Source organism: Aeromonas sp. s4 (assembly GCF_040907855.1).
Lineage (GTDB): Bacteria > Pseudomonadota > Gammaproteobacteria > Enterobacterales > Aeromonadaceae > Aeromonas > Aeromonas caviae.
Window position 1 is genome coordinate 37,084 of record NZ_JBFOCP010000053.1, and the last position, 16,878, is coordinate 53,961.

Annotated in this window: 14 protein-coding genes; 8 read left to right on the top strand and 6 right to left on the bottom strand. The window is 61.2% G+C overall.

The genetic code is table 11. The annotated features are described in order from the left end of the window. Positions 1–157: 157 nt before the first annotated feature. From lptD to AB5Y89_RS18025, 6 genes are read left to right on the top strand one after another with little or no spacing between them, the layout of a single operon-like run. Entirely contained in the window at positions 158–2,590 is a 2,433-nt protein-coding gene (gene lptD, locus AB5Y89_RS18000; protein WP_368224239.1) for an LPS assembly protein LptD, read from the top strand. A gap of 30 nt (positions 2,591–2,620) precedes the next feature. Further along, positions 2,621–3,913: a peptidylprolyl isomerase SurA gene (gene surA / locus AB5Y89_RS18005; RefSeq protein WP_010673209.1), complete on the top strand. Its 1,293-nt coding sequence runs from the start codon at positions 2,621–2,623 to the stop codon at positions 3,911–3,913. Between the two features lie 50 nt (positions 3,914–3,963). After that, positions 3,964–4,959: a 4-hydroxythreonine-4-phosphate dehydrogenase PdxA gene (pdxA, locus tag AB5Y89_RS18010; RefSeq protein ID WP_368224250.1), complete on the top strand. Its 996-nt coding sequence runs from the start codon at positions 3,964–3,966 to the stop codon at positions 4,957–4,959. Then, the gene (rsmA, locus tag AB5Y89_RS18015; RefSeq protein ID WP_010673207.1) at positions 4,949–5,761 is read left to right on the top strand and encodes a 16S rRNA (adenine(1518)-N(6)/adenine(1519)-N(6))-dimethyltransferase RsmA; all 813 of its coding nucleotides are present in this window, start codon (positions 4,949–4,951) and stop codon (positions 5,759–5,761) included. Before pdxA ends, rsmA begins: the two co-directional genes overlap by 11 nt. 4 nt (positions 5,762–5,765) lie before the next feature. Beyond that, positions 5,766–6,128, top strand: a complete 363-nt coding sequence (apaG, locus tag AB5Y89_RS18020; protein ID WP_010673206.1) for a Co2+/Mg2+ efflux protein ApaG — start codon at positions 5,766–5,768, stop codon at positions 6,126–6,128. Between the two features lie 6 nt (positions 6,129–6,134). Continuing rightward, positions 6,135–6,956, top strand: coding sequence for a symmetrical bis(5'-nucleosyl)-tetraphosphatase (locus AB5Y89_RS18025; protein WP_039040022.1), 822 nt, complete (start codon positions 6,135–6,137; stop codon positions 6,954–6,956). Between the two features lie 126 nt (positions 6,957–7,082). Here AB5Y89_RS18025 and AB5Y89_RS18030 read toward each other — a convergent pair whose 3' ends face one another. Beyond that, positions 7,083–7,568, bottom strand: coding sequence for a 2TM domain-containing protein (locus AB5Y89_RS18030; RefSeq protein ID WP_045523772.1), 486 nt, complete (start codon positions 7,566–7,568; stop codon positions 7,083–7,085). Between the two features lie 184 nt (positions 7,569–7,752). Then, positions 7,753–8,742 carry a luciferase-like monooxygenase gene (locus AB5Y89_RS18035; RefSeq protein WP_010673203.1) on the bottom strand — a complete coding sequence of 330 codons (990 nt, stop codon included), beginning with the start codon at positions 8,740–8,742 and terminating at the stop codon, positions 7,753–7,755. A 217-nt stretch (positions 8,743–8,959) separates the two neighbouring features. Here AB5Y89_RS18035 and AB5Y89_RS18040 point away from each other — a divergent pair, with 217 nt between their 5' ends. Continuing rightward, positions 8,960–11,845, top strand: a complete 2,886-nt coding sequence (locus AB5Y89_RS18040) for an HD domain-containing phosphohydrolase (protein WP_368224240.1) — start codon at positions 8,960–8,962, stop codon at positions 11,843–11,845. Between the two features lie 70 nt (positions 11,846–11,915). Here AB5Y89_RS18040 and AB5Y89_RS18045 read toward each other — a convergent pair whose 3' ends face one another. The 4 genes from AB5Y89_RS18045 to rplU all read right to left on the bottom strand — a co-directional run bounded on the left by AB5Y89_RS18045 (position 11,916) and on the right by rplU (position 15,631). Then, positions 11,916–13,286, bottom strand: coding sequence for a YjiH family protein (locus tag AB5Y89_RS18045; protein ID WP_010673201.1), 1,371 nt, complete (start codon positions 13,284–13,286; stop codon positions 11,916–11,918). 366 nt (positions 13,287–13,652) lie between these two features. After that, positions 13,653–14,855, bottom strand: coding sequence for an Obg family GTPase CgtA (gene cgtA, locus AB5Y89_RS18050; protein ID WP_010673200.1), 1,203 nt, complete (start codon positions 14,853–14,855; stop codon positions 13,653–13,655). A 189-nt stretch (positions 14,856–15,044) separates the two neighbouring features. Further along, complete coding sequence (rpmA, locus tag AB5Y89_RS18055; protein WP_010673199.1) at positions 15,045–15,302, bottom strand: 50S ribosomal protein L27; 258 nt, start codon at positions 15,300–15,302, stop codon at positions 15,045–15,047. Positions 15,303–15,319: 17 nt separating this feature from the next. Beyond that, positions 15,320–15,631 (bottom strand): 50S ribosomal protein L21, encoded by a 312-nt coding sequence (gene rplU, locus AB5Y89_RS18060; protein ID WP_005304210.1) that lies wholly within the window; start codon positions 15,629–15,631, stop codon positions 15,320–15,322. A 242-nt stretch (positions 15,632–15,873) separates the two neighbouring features. Here rplU and ispB point away from each other — a divergent pair, with 242 nt between their 5' ends. Then, a complete protein-coding gene (gene ispB, locus AB5Y89_RS18065; protein WP_368224241.1) occupies positions 15,874–16,845 on the top strand; it encodes an octaprenyl diphosphate synthase in 972 nt (323 codons plus the stop codon). Positions 16,846–16,878: the final 33 nt, after the last annotated feature.

Here is a 16,878-nt window from a genome sequence, read left to right on the forward strand (position 1 = left end):
GGAAAGCAGCACTTGGCTGTTAGCCCTGGCCGCAATAATGCTTTATCATTGCCGGCTAACATAAAGCAATGACATGCAATGTCAACTCGATGGATCCTGACATAAAATGCATGCCCTGAATCCACCGTTTTTACTACGGATTGCGCGAGCCTTTCACATGACAAAATGGACACTGGGATACTCCTGTCCCATCGCCCTGACCATCAGCCTTGTTCCTGCCCTGAGCCCGCTCATGGCCCAGGCAGCGCCACTCAATGCGCCACCCGCAACCGGGATCCTCGACAGCCTCTGCTATGACTATGTCCCCAAGATAGAGAAGCCCAGTGCGGGCCAGGACGCCAATGCCCAGCCCGTCGAGGTGGATGCCGATCGCCTGGAGGCCAAGCAGGGCGGTACCGCCGTCTACGAGGGTGACGTCAAGGTGCGTCAGGGCGTGCGCAAGTTCGACTCCGACTATGCCCAGCTCGACCAGAAGAGCCGGGATGTCATCGCCATCGGCAACATCTATTACAACGATGGCCAGATCACGGTCACCAGCGACAAGACCCTGAAATCCAACCTGGACACCAAGAACTCCGAGCTGGAAGAGGGCAAGTATCAGGTCCATGGCTCACCGGTGCGCGGCTTTGCCGAAAAGGTGACCATGACCAACAACAACCAGAACATCACTCTGGAAGGGGCCCAGTACACCACCTGCCCACCGGGCCAGGAGGCCTGGACCCTGAAGGCCGGCAGCATCGACATCGATCAGTCCGAGGTATTCGGGGAGGCCTGGAACGCCAGCCTCTGGCTCTATGACTATCCGGTCTTCTACTTCCCCTATATCAACTTCCCCATCAAGGATGAGCGCAAGACCGGTCTGCTCTACCCGGGCTATACCCAAAGCTCCAAGAACGGCATGGACATCACCCAGCCGTTCTACTGGAACATCGCCCCCAACTACGATGCCACCATCACCTCCCGCTTCATGGACAGACGGGGCCTGATGGAACAGGTCGAGTTCCGCTACATGCCGGACCCGGCCCACGTGGGGAGTCTCTACTTCGAGAACCTGGCGGACGACAAGCAGTACGACGAGACGGCCAGCCTCAATCAGCATCTCTCTGACGGTCACCGCTACCTGCTCAGCGCCCGCCACACCTCCATGTTCATGGACAACGCCATGCGGGTGTCGGTGGACTACACCAAGGTACGGGACCAGGACTACAACTACTTCAACGACTTCACCCCCAAGGTGGGGACCCAGGTCGACAACCAGTTGCAGCAATCCCTGAAGGCAGGTTACTACCAGCAGAACTGGAACCTCGATGCCGAGGTACGGACCTACCAGATCCTGCTGGCCAGCGCCCAGCAGCCCCACGAGCTGATGCCGCGCATCAACCACAACTACTACCAGCAGGGTAGCTGGTACGATCTGGCCTGGAATACCGAGCTGACCAACTTCGGCTACAACAACGATCAGGCCATCGAGCAGAACAAGGGTGAAGCCTATACCGGCCCCCGGGTCTACACGGCCCCCACCCTGACCATCCCCCTCGTTGACGAGGCGGGCTACTTCCTCGACAGCCAATACAAGCTGATGTACACCCGCTACGACCAGACGGTGCCTGACCAGATGAGCAGCACCTTCACCAATCGTTTCACCCCGAGAGAGGGCGGCGACGTCACCCTGGAAGAGGGGACCATCACCCGGGTACTGCCCTCGTTCCGTCTCAAGGGCGGCATGACCTTCGAGCGGGATCAGCAGTGGTTTGGCGAGGGTGCCAACCAGACCCTGGAGCCTGAGTTCCAGTACCTCTATGTGCCCTACAAGGATCAGGACAACATCGGTGTCTATGACTCCACCACCATGCGCCAGGACTACTACAGCCTGTTCAGCGATCGCCGCTTCGCCGGTCTGGACCGCATCAGCGACTCCAACCGGCTCTCCTTGGGGGTCACCACCCGCATTTATGATCCGGCCGGGGATGAACGAATCCGGTTGGCCGTTGCCCAAGCCTTCGACTTCGTTGCGCCCAGGGTCAAGCTTTACAGCAGCGATGAGCTGAGCACCAATACCCGCTCCCCGCTGTCGTTCGAGGGTGACGCCAAGATCAACGAGCAGTGGTATGCCCATGCGGGGGCACAATATGATATGGAACAGCGCCAGATAAGCTCTGCCAACAGCGCCCTGGAATACCGTCACGAGAAGTTGATCAGCCAGTTGAACCACCGCTTCGTGCGGGATGCCAACTACGACCTCGACCACAAGGGCCAGGTGACGGATCTCAACCAGATCGGCCTGCTGCTGACCACCCCGCTGGACGATCGCTGGCACCTTTATGGCGGCTACTATCAGGAGCTCAACCAGAACGTCAAAGTGGACCGCAAGGTGGGTCTGAAATACGACTCCTGCTGCTGGAGCATCAACTTCAACCTGGAATGGGTCAACACGCCAGACAACGTGAACCTGACCCCGACGTCCGAGCGCAGCCTCGGCATTCAATTTGAAATGAAAGGATTGGGTAGCGTGGGTACCGGCTCCAAGGGCACTTCCCTGGACACCGAAGCACTGCCTTACATTCGTCCGTTTAACCTGCGAGACCAGTAACCGGTCTGGCAAACGCCTTGAGAGATGGATATGAAGAAGACGTTGATTTCCCTGCTGACCGCAGGCCTGTTCGGAGTCATGAGCCAGGGTGCCCTCGCCGCCCCCGAGCTGATGGACAAGGTGCTTGCCGTGGTCAACAAGGATGTGGTGCTGGCCAGTCAGCAGGAGGCCCTGGTGCAAAAGGTCAAGGCCTCTGCCCAGGAGAGCGGCCAGTCCCTGCCCGATGACGTCACCCTGCGCAAGCAGGCGCTGGATCGCCTGATCCAGGAGAGCCTGCAACTGCAACTGGCGGAGCGCCAGGGGCTCAAGATCAGTGACACCCAGCTGGAACAGGCCATTCAGAGCATCGCCGCCGACAACAAGATGAACCTGGAGCAACTGCGCGCCCAGCTGGAGCGGGAAGGCCTGACCTACGCCCAGTACCGTGAGGAGGTGCGCCGCGAAATCCTGATGAACGAGGTGCGCCGCAGCCAGGTCCGCCGTCGCATCAACATCTCCGATCAGGAGGTCAAGCAGGTGGTCGAAGCCCTGAGCAAACAGGGCCAGCAGCAGACGTCATATCATATCGGCCATATCCAGGTAGCGCTGCCGGACAACCCGAATGCCGAGCAGCTCAACGCTGCCAAGGCCAAGATCGAGCGCATTCTGGCGTCCCTGAAAGAAGGGGCCGACTTCCGCAAGCTGGCCATTGCCGAGAGTAACGGTCCCAAGGCTCTGGAAGGGGGTGACTGGGGCTGGTTGAGCCCGCAGGAGATGCCCACCCTGATGGCGGAAGCCGTGCAAGGGGCCGGCAAGGGTGACATCGTCGGCCCGCTGCGCTCCGGCGCCGGTCTGCACATCATCAAGATCTTCGACACCAAGGGCCAGCAACAGGTCATGCAGACCGAGGTCAAGGCGCGCCACATCCTGATCAAGCCCTCCATCATCCTGAGCGAGGAGAAGGCCAAGGGCACCCTGGACGGCATCCTGCACGACATCAAGAGCGGCAAGGCCAGCTTTGCCAGCATGGCAGAGAAATACTCCGAGGATCCGGGCTCTGCGGTGCAGGGTGGCGAGCTGGGCTGGTCTGATCCCAACGTCTATGTACCGGAGTTCCGCGACATGCTGGGTCGCCTGCAACCGGGCCAGATCAGCGAACCCTTCCGCACCAGCCACGGCTGGCACATCGTGCAGCTCGAGGATCGCCGCAGCCAGGACGCCACCGGCAAGGCCCAGGAGCAACGCGCCTACCAGCTCATCTTCAACCGCCGCTTCGCCGAAGAGTCCCAGGCTTGGCTGGATGAGCTGCGCGACGAAGCCTACATCCAGATCGAACCCAATTGATGGGCGACACTCAGATGAACAAGGTGCATCCAGGGCACGCCGAGGCACAACTGAGCTGCCACCGGCTTGCCATCACCCCGGGTGAACCGGCCGGGATCGGTCCGGATCTGGTGCTGCAGATTGCCCAGCGGGCCTGGCCCCATCAGTTGGTGGTGATCGCCGATCCCGCCCTGTTGCGCGAACGGGCCGCCCTGCTGGGGCTGCCCGTCGAGCTTGAACCCTATGACGAAAGCGCCCCCACCCGTCCGCAGCGAGCGGGGACTCTGACCGTCTGCCCCGTGCCGCTCGGCGCCCCCGTGGTACCAGGCAAGCTGGATGAGGGTAACGGCGCCTATGTGCTGGCCACCTTGCAGCGCGCCTGCGACGGCAACCTGAGCGGCGAATTTGCCGCCGTGGTGACCGGGCCGGTGCACAAGGGGATCATCAACCAGGCGGGCGTCTCGTTCAGCGGTCACACCGAGTTCTTCGCCCAGCAGTCCGACACCGCCGATGTGGTGATGCTGCTGGCCACCGAAGGGCTGAGAGTGGCCCTCGCGACCACCCATATTCCCCTTGCCTATGTGGCCAAAGCCATCACCGAGGATCGCCTTGGCAAGGTGATCCGCATCCTGGATGCGGATCTCAAGCGCAAGTTCGGCATCGCACACCCCCGGATCTATGTCTGCGGCCTCAATCCCCATGCCGGGGAAGGGGGTCACCTGGGCCGTGAAGAGATCGATGTCATCGAACCCGCCCTGGCCGCCCTGCGCCAGGAAGGGATCGATCTGGTCGGCCCGCTGCCGGCCGATACCCTGTTCCAGGACAAATACCTCAAGGATGCGGATGCGGTACTCGCCATGTACCACGATCAGGGGCTGCCCGTGCTCAAATACAAGGGCTTTGGCAACTCGGTCAACATCACCCTCGGACTTCCCTTCATCCGTACCTCGGTGGACCACGGCACCGCGCTGGATCTGGCAGGCAAGAACCTGGCAGACCCCGGCAGCCTCACCACCGCGATCAACCACGCCATCCAGATGGTAGAGAAAAAAAGATATGAGCAGTAAGGTGCACATGGGCCACACGGCCCGTAAGCGTTTCGGTCAGAACTTCTTGCACGACCGGTATGTGATCGACCAGATAGTGGCCGCCATCAACCCGCAACCGGGTCAGAATCTGGTGGAGATAGGCCCGGGTCTGGCCGCGCTCACCGAGCCGGTCGCCGCCCAGATGGACAAGATGACCGTGGTCGAGCTGGACCGTGATCTGGCGGCACGTCTGCGCGAACACCCCACCCTGAAAGAGAAGCTGACCGTCATCGAAGCCGATGCCATGCGCTTTGACTTCAGCACTCTGATGGGGGAAGGCAAGGGGCCGCTGCGCATCTTCGGCAACCTGCCCTACAACATCTCCACCCCCCTCATCTTCCACCTGTGCGAATTTGCCGACCGGGTGGAGGACATGCACTTCATGCTGCAAAAGGAAGTGGTGCTGCGTCTGGCCGCCGGCCCGGGCAGCAAGGCCTATGGCCGTCTGAGCGTGATGACCCAGTACTACTGTCAGGTAGTGCCGGTGCTGGAAGTGGGCCCGGGCGCCTTCAAGCCGGCGCCGAAGGTGGATTCCGCCGTGGTGCGTCTGATCCCGCACAAGAACCCGACTATCGTCGCGAAAGACATTCGTTGCCTGAACCGGGTCTGCACCGAAGGCTTCGGCCAGCGTCGCAAGACCATTCGCAACAGCTTCTCCAACTTCATCACCGACGCCCAGCTGACCGAGCTTGGCATCGATGGCAACCTGCGCCCGGAGAATCTCTCCCTCGAGCAGTTCGTCACGATCGCCAACTGGCTGGCCGACCAGCAACAGGCCTGATCCCATGACCCAAGCCCGGATAGTGGTCCGCCCCCACCCCAGCTATGTGGCGGGAACCGCAGATCCCTACCATTTTCTCTATCGCATCGAGATTGAGAACCTGGGTCCGGGCACGGTGCAACTGCTGCATCGACGCTGGCTCATTACGGATGCCAATGGCAAGATGCTGGAAGTGGAAGGTCCCGGCGTGGTCGGTGAACAACCCCTGATCGCCCCCGGCGAGACCTTTTCCTACCAGAGTGGCGTTCCCCTCGCCACACCGCTTGGCGTGATGGAAGGCAGCTACATCCTGCAGGATGAATCGGGGCAACAATTCGAAGCCCCCATCGCCCCCTTCACGCTGGCCGTCCCCAACATAATCAACTGAGGTTTCATGGCGAACTGTTTCGTCGGTGATATCCAGGGCTGCTACGACGATTTGCGCCGTCTGCTGGATCTTGCCGAGTTCGACTTCGATAACGACACGCTCTGGCTGTGCGGCGATCTCGTCGCCCGGGGGCCGGACTCCCTCAACACCCTGCGTTTCGTCAAATCACTGGGGCAGCAGGCCGTCACCGTGCTCGGCAACCACGACCTGCACCTGCTGGCGGTGGCCCACGGGGTCGCCCCGCTCAAGAAGAAAGACAAGCTGCAGGCGCTGATGGAGGCGCCGGATCGGGACGAGCTGCTGGAGTGGCTGCGTCACCGTCCCCTGCTGGCAGAACACCCCGACCTGCCCATCATGATGGTGCATGCGGGCCTCTCCCCCGCCTGGGACGCCCACACCGCCCGCAGTTGCGCCCGGGAGGTGGAGAGCCTGCTGCGCGGGGATCAGTACAGCTGGCTGCTTCACAACATGTATGGCGATCAGCCCGACAGCTGGAACGACAACCTGCTGGGCATAGAGCGTTACCGCTACATCATCAACAGCTTCACCCGGATGCGCTTTTGCTACTTCGACGGGCGCCTCGACTTCAAATGCAAGAAGGGCCCCACCGAATCGACCCCGGGCCTGCGCCCCTGGTTCGAGCAGCGCGAGCACCATGTGGATGACCCCATCCTGGTCTTCGGCCACTGGGCGGCCCTGATGGGCAACACCGGCAAATCCGATATCAAGGGACTCGACACCGGGTGCGTCTGGGGCAACAGCCTCACCCTGTGGCGCTACGAGGACGACGCCCTGATCGCCACCCCCTGCCCGGCCTATGCCAAGTAGAGCGGCTCTCTGCGGAACAAGGGAATGATCCGCCGTTGAGAGGACAGCAATGCCCTCTCCTGCGAAATGGAGCTGAAAACAGAACGGGCCCGGCAATGCCGGGCCCGTTTTTTCATGATGAGCGGATCAGAGCCTGCGCCCCAGCCGTTTCTCGACCTGACGCCGCTCCCATTCCGGGCCAAACAGCTTGAAGGGCTGGAACAGGTTGATGGCGTGAGAAGCCAATCCCAACCCCCAGCCCAGCATGGGCCACCAGGCCCAGATATAATCCGGGTTGCTCAGGTAGTTGATGATGAACAGCCCCCCTATCACCAGCACATAGCTCATGAGGTGGCCGTAGAAGCCCCTGAGCCCCTCCACGAACTTCATCGCCTCCCGCTCATCCCGCGCCACCTGCACGCGCCCCCGATCTTCGCCCTCATTCCCTTTCATCTCGCTCTCCTGCAGTTGGGTCACATCGAGCTCGAAGACGGCGGCCAGGGCCTTGAGGGATTCCAGTCCGGGTTGCTGGCCCTGCTCTATTCGCTGAATGGTGCGAACGCTCAGGCCAGTGAGGGTCGCCAGCTGTTCCTGGGACCATCCCCGTTGCAATCTCAACTTCCTGACGATCATCTTGCGCTCCTTGTGGTGATTGACAGGGCCAGCATAGGGGAAGGGGATGAGAGGCGACACGACAGATGGCCGACACTCACCTGACTTCCTTTAAAAATCATAAATTTACTACCACGCAATCGTGGCTTTTGCGCCCCGAGCAGCCAGGCTTGGCGTGCCGCTGGCGACCAGACGTCACGGGGGGTTACAACCCCTGCATCAGCTCGGCACCAATCTCGAAGGAGCGCAGGCGCGCCTGATGATCGACGATGGGGCCGTTGAACATCAGCTCGTCCGCTCCGGTCTCTGCCAGCAGAGCCTTGAGGCCGTGGCGTACCCGATCCGGCTCCCCCACCAGGGAGCGAGCCAGGGTCTGCTCCATCGCCATCAATTCGCGGGGAGACCACTCATCCCCCAGCGTCTGCACCGGCAGTGGCAGCTTGCCGGCATCCCCCCGGTAGAGACGCAGGAACTGCTGCTGCAGAGTGGTGAACAGGAAGCGGGCCTCACGGTCGGTGTCGGCGGCGATCAGATTCACGCACACCACCGCATGGGGTTTGGGCCAGCGGGCAGAGGGGCGGTATTGGGTACGGTAGATCTCCAGCGCCTGCAGCAACATGGCGGGAGCGAAGTGGGAGGCAAAGCCGAACGGTAACCCCATGGCCGCAGCCAGTTGGGCACTGTAGAGGCTGGAGCCCAGCAGCCAGATGGGCACATGGAGTCCCTGACCCGGCACCGCCTGCACGGCACCGACCTCGTCGCCAAAATAACTCATCAATTCGCGTACATCCGCCGGGAAATCATCCACCTCGCCGCTGCGCTGGCGGCGCAGCGCCTGCATGGTGCGCTGATCGCTGCCAGGGGCGCGGCCCAGGCCGAGATCGATGCGATCCGGATAGAGGGAACTCAGCGTACCGAACTGCTCCGCAATGACCAGGGGGGAGTGGTTCGGCAACATGATGCCGCCAGCCCCGAGCCGCAACGTCGTGGTGCCCCCGGCCAGGTGGCCAATCAGCACCGCTGTGGCGGCGCTGGCAATGCCCGGCATGTTGTGGTGCTCCGCCAGCCAGTAGCGATGGTACCCCCAGCGCTCCGCATGGCGAGCCAGATCCAGCGAGTGGCGAAACGACTCGGCCGGCAGACCACCTTCGGGAACGGGCACCAGATCCAGCACGGAATAGGGGACGACAGACATGGGACACTCCATTGGTTCACAGGGCGTTTATCAGGGGAGCAATGTAGCACGAGATATCTGAACGAATCATCTCACCACAGGGGCAAGGACGCAGCGCGAAGGCCGGCTGTTGATTTGGGGCTGAAGAGCGCAAGATCGAGTCCTAGGCTTTTTGTCATCCAGCAAGCACACTGTTAGGTGACCAATACGGCGATCGCCAGGGGACAAGGATCCGTCCATGACAAACGCAAGTCTCAGTCGCAGACCCTTTTACGTACACATTGCCACCCTTTTCATCCTGCTCTTCTCCTTGCTGGGGGGCGCCCTCATCGTGCTGCAGTTCCAGCAGGGCATGCAGCAGGGGCTGGAGCACGAACGTCAGAGCTTCCAGCAATACCGGGAGCAGCTTGCCCTCGCCATCAAGCTGAACCAGCGACCGGCCCGCATGTCCCTGAATCTGCTGCGCAGCGGCCAGCTGTCCGCCATGACAGGGCTGGAGACGCGGCTAGCCTTCCTGCCCCAGCTGGCGGAAGTGCTGGCCAACAGCACCAGTTACGGTGCCATCTATGCCGGTTACGAGGACGGCGATTTCTTTCTGGTACGCAAGCTGACCGAACGGGCGAGAGGGGCGCTGGAGGCGCCTCCGCCCGAGAGCCGCCTGCTGGTCCAGAGCCTGCATCAGGGACAGGGAGAGTTCCTCTATTTCGACCAGCGGCTGCGGCTGCTGGAGCGGCGCCCCATGCCGGATTACCGTTTCGATCCGCGAGATCGGGGCTGGTACAAGGAGGCGCGCTGGAGCACGGGCATCATAGTGACCCACCCCTACCTCTTCTTCACTACCCGGGAGCCAGGCATGACACTGGCGGTGGAGAGCGATGATCGCCGGGCGGTGATCGGGCTCGATGCGGGCGTGGAGGGACTCTCTTCCCTCATCGGCGAGTTGCCCCTGCCCGGTCACAGCCAGCTGGTGCTGTTTGACGAGGTCGGGACCCTGCTGGCCACGGATCCCGAGCGCCTTCCAAGCTTCGAGCAACTGAGCCGCCTGCCCATGCTGTCGGCCCTCAATCACCCCATTCTCACCAGGCTGCAACAGGAGATGGCTGCGCGGCCTGCCCTGCTGCATCACCCCGCCGAGCTGACCCTGGCAACGGTTCAGGGTCAGGAGTGGCTGGTCAACCTCTCCTCCCTCGGGGAAGAGTCTCCGTTTTATCTCGCCCTCCTGGTGCCCACCGAGGTGCTCACCGCCCCGGCGCGCCAGGATGCGCTGCACAATCTCGCCTGGGCCCTTGCCGGTCTGCTGCTCCTGCTGCCCGTCATCTGGCTGGCTGCCCGGCGCACTGCCGCCCCCTTGCTGGTATTGACCGGGGAGGCTGAGCGGATCCAGCACTTCGACTTTGGCGAAAGCCCGGGGCCGGATTCGGCGATCCGCGAAATTGACGACCTCGCCCGCGCCATGTCCAGCATGCGCCTGACCCTCGGCAATTTCATGAACATGGGCCGGGCGCTGGCGGCAGAGCATCGCTTCGATTCGTTGCTCAGCCGCATCCTGCACGAGACGGTGGCGGCAGCCCAGGCCGAGGGCGGCTGCCTCTTCCTGGCCCAGGAGAGCGAGATGCAGGCCGTTCATGCCATCTGGCAGGGGCAGCCGCTGGCGTGCGAACAGGTACAGTGGCAGGCTGCGCTGCTCGGCGGTCTCTACCACACGGAGCGCCTCTGCCTGCCCCTCGACGAGGCACAGTGGGCCCGCTACCTCACCGACTGGGGCCCCTTCCCCGGTGCCTGCCAACTGCTGGTCGAGCCCCTTCACAACCACCGTCAGGAGCTGATCGGCTGCCTGCTGCTGATCCTGCCAGACTGCTCGGCCCGCGAACTGGCCTCGCGCATCAGCCTCATCGAGGCACTGGCGGGCACCTCCTCCTCCGCCATCGAAAACCAGCGCCTGCTGGAGGAGCAGAAGCAGCTGTTGGAAGCCTTCATCGAGCTCATCGCCGGTGCCATCGATGCCAAGAGCCCCTACACCGGCGGCCACTGCCAGCGGGTGCCGGAACTGGCCAGGATGCTGACCCAGGCTGCCTGCGCACAGCAGACGGGGCCCTTTGCCGATTTCCGGCTCAACGAAGAGGAGTGGGAGGCCATCCATATCGCGAGCTGGCTGCACGACTGCGGCAAGGTCACCACCCCGGAGTTCGTGGTGGACAAGGCGACCAAGCTCGAGACCATTTACGACAGGATCCACGAGATCCGCACCCGCTTCGAGGTGCTCAAGCGGGATGCCCACATCGAGGCGCTCTGCGCCCTGCTGCCCCCATCCGGGCAGCAGGCCGCCCTCGAGGCCGTGATCCCCCTCTGGCACACCCTGGATCAGGAGTTTGCCTTCGTGGCCGAGTGCAATCTGGGGGGCGAGTGGATGGCGCCGGAGAAACTCGCCAGGCTGGATGCCATTGCCAGCCGCACCTGGTTGCGCACTCTGGACGATCGGCTCGGCATCAGTCAGGAGGAGCGCAAGCGCCACCAGGAGGCCCCCTCTCCCCTCCCCTGCCGCGAGTCGCTGCTCGCCGACAAGGCGGTCCATCTCGTCCCTCGCCCCGAGCACGACAATCTCGCCCGACACAACCCATGGGGGTTCAAGGTGCGGGTGCCCACCCACCTCTACAACCGGGGGGAGCGCTACAATCTCGCCATCGGCCGTGGCACTCTCACCGAAGAGGAGCGCTACAAGATCAACGATCACATCATCCAGACCATACGCATGCTGGAGAAGCTCCCCTTCCCCCGCCATTTGCGCAAGGTGCCGGAGATTGCGGGGGGCCATCACGAGCGGATGGACGGCACGGGCTATCCGCGCCAGTTGCAAGGGGGGCAGATGAGCATTCCAGCCCGCATCATGGCCATTGCAGACATCTTCGAGGCGCTGACGGCGAGCGATCGCCCCTACAAGTCTGGCAAAACGGTCTCCCAGTCCCTGACCATCATGGTGAAGATGGTGCAGGAACAGCACATAGACCCGGCCCTGTTTGCCCTCTTCATCGAGAGCGGCATCTGGCGGGACTACGCCAGACGCTTCCTCGCCCCCGAGCAGCTGGACGAGGTCGAATGCCAGGCCCTGCTGGCAGAATCACACTGACCTTCCGCTGGCACTCGCCCATAAAAAAACGGTCAACCCAGGTTGACCGTTTTTCATTCCACTTCGCCCCTTAGAACAGCAGGTGCGCCACACCGGCAATCACCGGCAGAGTGACCAGGGTGCGCAGCAGGAAGATGACGAACAGCTCCCACAACTTGACCGGGATCTTGCTGCCCAGTAACAGAGCGCCCACTTCCGACATGTAGATGAGCTGGGTGACCGACATGGCGGCGATCACGAAGCGGGTGATGTCGCTCTCGATAGTGGAGGCCAGCACCGCCGGGATGAACATGTCGGCGAAGCCCACCATGATGGTCTTGGAAGCGGCTTCCGCCTCCGGCAGTTGCAGCAGCTCGAGCAAAGGCACGAAGGGCGCCCCCAGCCAGTTGAACACCGGGGTGTGCTCCGCCAGCATCAGGGCACAGGTCCCGACGGCCATCACCACCGGCAGCACGCCAAACACCATGTCCAGGGCGTTTTTCACCCCTTCACGCGCCACGGCGCCGAGATCCGTCATGCTGTCGGCCTTGGTCAGGGCACGATGGTAGCCGTAGCTCAGCACGCTGTGCTGATGGGGGATGGCCTCCTGCTTGCGGCACAGGGGAGTACCGTCGCTGTAGACATCCTTCTTCCAGGAGAGCGGCGGCAGACGCGGTACCACGATGGCGGCCACCACACCGGCCAGGCAGACGGTCAGGTAGAAGGGGACGAACATGTGCTCCAGCTTCACCTGGGAGATCACCACCAGACAGAAGGTGATGGAGACGGCGGAGAAGGTGGTACCGATGACGGCCGCTTCCCGCTGGGTGTAGAACTTGCCTTCATACTGCTTGCTGGTCAGCAGGATCCCGACGCTGCCATCACCGAGCCAGGAGGCGAAGCAGTCCACCGCAGAACGACCCGGCAGACGGAACACCGGACGCATGATGCGGGTCATCATGGTACCGACAAACTCCAGCAGACCAAAATCCAGCAGCAAGGGCAGCAGCAGGCCCGCAAAGATGAAGACGGAGAACAGTACCGGCAACAGATCATGCAGCACCAGGCCGCCGGTCGCCCCTGAGCGCAGCACCTCGGGACCGGCTTCAAAGAAGGTCAACAGCACGAAGACCCCGCCCAGCACCCGCACGCACGCCCAGAAGGGGGAGACGTTGAACAGGCTGTTGAGGAAGGGGCGTTTCACCAGGATCGCCGGTTTGAACAGCCAGGCGATCAGGGTCATCAGCATGGTGGTGGTGATGATGGCGCTGACCATGGCCACCAGATGATCGGCAAACACCGTTTGAACCAGCTTCGCCAACACGGCGACGGGAATGGTGACATTGCCGTCATAGATGACCGGGGTCATGAACAGCAGGATCCCGATCAGTGACGGGATCAAAAACATCAGCACGTTGCGGCGAGTACGGATTGCCGGTGCTTCCAGGGTCTTTTCCAACATATAAACAGCCTTAAATGTGACTTTTCCTTCAGCCGGGCCGCCTGCATACTCATGCCCTCGCCCGGAAAACGGGCGCAAGAATAACCCAAAAAACTGCACAAACAAGCCGTTAATTGATCATTTCAAGCATAAATATTTTATCAGGCGAACCATCCATAAGAACAAACCAAAACAGTCATGCATATCGATTCAATTTGAATGGTTAGCATAATGTTTCATACAGGTTACATTCAGGTGCGCAGTATAATCCGCAGCCACTGTCAGGCAATAAGAGACATAAAAAATATATCTATAGGGTGATCCCGTCGATCCTCCTATAAAAAAACCGGAGCCTGTCTGGCTCCGGTCTTGTCACGAACATGATGCTCAATCGCGAACGTAAATGACTTCGACGCCGTCGTCGTCCTCATCGTCCCAGTCGTCATCGTCCAAGCCATCATCGAAGGCCTTGGACGCCGCCAGGGCATCGGCTTCCGCCTTGGCCAGCTGGTTCTTGTGATAGTCATCCCACTTGAACTCCACCTTCTCGATGGCGTCTCTGGCATCTTCCGCCAACTGACGAGGCATGGTATCCAGCAGATCCAGGATGTCGTAGCACACCTTCTTGGTGCCTTCCTTGCTGATGGCGGTGATGGCGTAGACCGGACCTTCGTGGTTGAGGGCTGCCTTGACTCTGTCCATCACTTCCTGAGCCTCTTCTTCCAGGATCAGGTCCATCTTGTTGAACACCAGCCAGCGCGGCTTGCCCGCAAGCTCGGGGCTGTATTTTTCCAGCTCCCGGACGATGGTCACGGCGTTCTCGGCAGGATCGGAGCCATCCACCGGGCAGATGTCCACCAGGTGGATCAGGACGCGGCAACGCTCCAGGTGCTTGAGGAAGCGGATACCCAGGCCTGCTCCCTCGGCAGCCCCTTCGATGAGGCCGGGAATGTCGGCAATGACGAAGGAGCGGGAGTTTTCACCGCGTACCACACCCAGGTTCGGTACCAGGGTGGTGAAGGGGTAGTCTGCCACTTTCGGACGGGCCGCAGAAACGGCGCGAATGAAGGTGGACTTGCCTGCGTTGGGCAGACCCAGCATGCCGACATCTGCCAGCAGCAACAGCTCCAGCCTCAGGGTACGCACTTCACCCGGGGTGCCGTTGCTCTTCTGGCGCGGCGCCCGGTTGACCGAGCTCTTGAAGCGGGTGTTGCCAAGGCCGTGGAAGCCGCCCTTGGCAACCAGCAGCTTCTGATCGTGACTGGTCAAATCCCCCAGCAGTTCGCCGGTGTCTTCATCGGTGGCGCGGGTGCCGACCGGTACTCGCAGGATCTTGTCCTTGCCGCGACGACCGGTACAGTTGGCACTCTGGCCGTTCTCGCCACGCTCGGCGGCGTGGAAGCGCTCGAAACGGTAGTCGATCAGGGTGTTCAGGTTTTCATCGGCCACCAGATACACGTCGCCACCATCACCGCCGTCACCGCCGTCCGGGCCGCCGTTCGGGATGTACTTCTCGCGGCGGAAGCTCACACAACCGTTACCACCGTCACCGGCATCGACTCGAATCTGGACTTCATCAACAAACTTCATAGGTAACCGTCACCTTAATTCGAAAAACCGATACGCAATTATAGTGATACGGGCCCCTTCGGGCGAGGCGCATCTGGCCGATGAGGGCTGTCAGCGCCGGCTCATCCGCGTGCCGTTTTTTCGTCAAACTCATCAGAAAAACAAAAGCCCCGCCAGGTTGGCGGGGCTTCGGATCCTTGCGGTCCGTAATTACTCAGCAACGATGCTGACGTACTTACGATTCTGCGGACCTTTAACTTCGAACTGCACTTTACCGTTCGCGGTAGCGAACAGAGTGTGGTCCTTGCCCAGACCAACGTTCTCACCAGCGTGGAACTTGGTGCCGCGCTGACGAACGATGATGCTGCCAGCCAGAACTGTTTCGCCGCCGAAACGCTTCACGCCCAGGCGTTTAGCTTCAGAATCGCGACCGTTGCGGGATGAACCGCCAGCTTTTTTGTGTGCCATCTATCGGACTCCTCTAATTAAGCGCTGATGCCAGTGATTTTGACTTCAGTGAACCACTGACGGTGGCCCGCTTGCTTACGGTGGTGCTTACGACGACGGAACTTGACGATAGTCACTTTCTCGCCACGGCCGTGAGCCACAACTTCAGCCACAACCTTGCCACCTTCAACGAAAGGAGCACCTACTTTGAAAGTGTCGCCTGCAGCAACCATCAGCACTTCGTTGAAGTCGATGGTAGCGCCAGTCTCAACGTTCAGCTTTTCCAGACGAACGATTTGACCTTCGGCCACACGGTGTTGTTTTCCGCCGCTTTGGAATACCGCGTACATTTGATTAACTCCGTAAAGGCGTGTCTTTTGCTCAAGGCCAGACACGCACAAAAACCTATAACAATGGGCGGGCATTCTACGCAGAACGATTTGCCGAGGCAAGGCCAATTTAGCAAAAAGTTTATTTTGTGCGCATATCTGCCCCCGTGAATAAACGCCTAACTGTAACCCATTGTGAAATCGTGTAGAATCCCCGCCATTGCTAAAAACGCAGTAAATGCTGCCGTCACGTTACGAGACTTATGGACCAACAGACTATCCGTGCGCTCTGTGCCGCCGACATGACGGCGGTCAATGAACTGATCCTGGCGAGACTCCAGTCCGATGTCAGCCTGATCAACCAGCTAGGTTTCTATATTGTCAGTGCGGGCGGAAAACGGATGCGCCCCATGCTGACCGTGATGGCCGCACGCGCACTGGGCTATGAGGGTGAAGATCACCTGAAACTGGCCGCCATCATCGAGTTCATTCACACCTCCACCCTGCTGCACGACGACGTGGTCGACGAATCCGACCTGCGCCGCGGCCGGGAAACCGCCAACGCCCTGTTTGGCAACGCCGCCAGCGTTCTGGTGGGTGACTACCTCTACAGCCGCTCCTTCCAGATGATGAGCGAACTCTCCAACCTGAAGGTGATGGAGATCCTCTCCGATGCCACCAACACCATCGCCGAAGGAGAAGTGCTGCAGCTGATGAACTGCAACGATCCGGATACCACGGAAGAGAGCTACATGACGGTCATCTACTGCAAGACCGCCAAGCTGTTTGAAGCCGCGACCCGACTCGCCGCCGTGCTGACCCATCAGCCCCAGCCCGTCGAGCAGGCCATGACCGACTACGGCAAGTACCTGGGTACCGCGTTCCAGATCATCGACGACGTGATGGACTACTGCTCCCAGAGCGAGGAGATGGGCAAGAACGTGGGTGACGATCTGGCCGAAGGCAAGCCGACCCTGCCGCTGTTGCGCGCCATGGAAGTGGGTACCCCGGAAGAGCGTCAACTGGTGCGCGATGCCATCGAGCACCGCAACGGTATGGATCACCTAGAGCGTATTCTGGGCATCCTGGATCGCACCGGAGCTCTCGAATACTCCCGCCAGCGAGCTCGGGAAGAGGCTGACAAGGCCATCGCCGCCCTCACCATCCTGCCTGACTCCCGGCACAAGCAAGCGCTGGAGACCCTGGCCCACATGGCGGTGCAGCGCAGCGCCTGATGCCAGCCGGCGGACAATAAAAAAGAGGCCCTC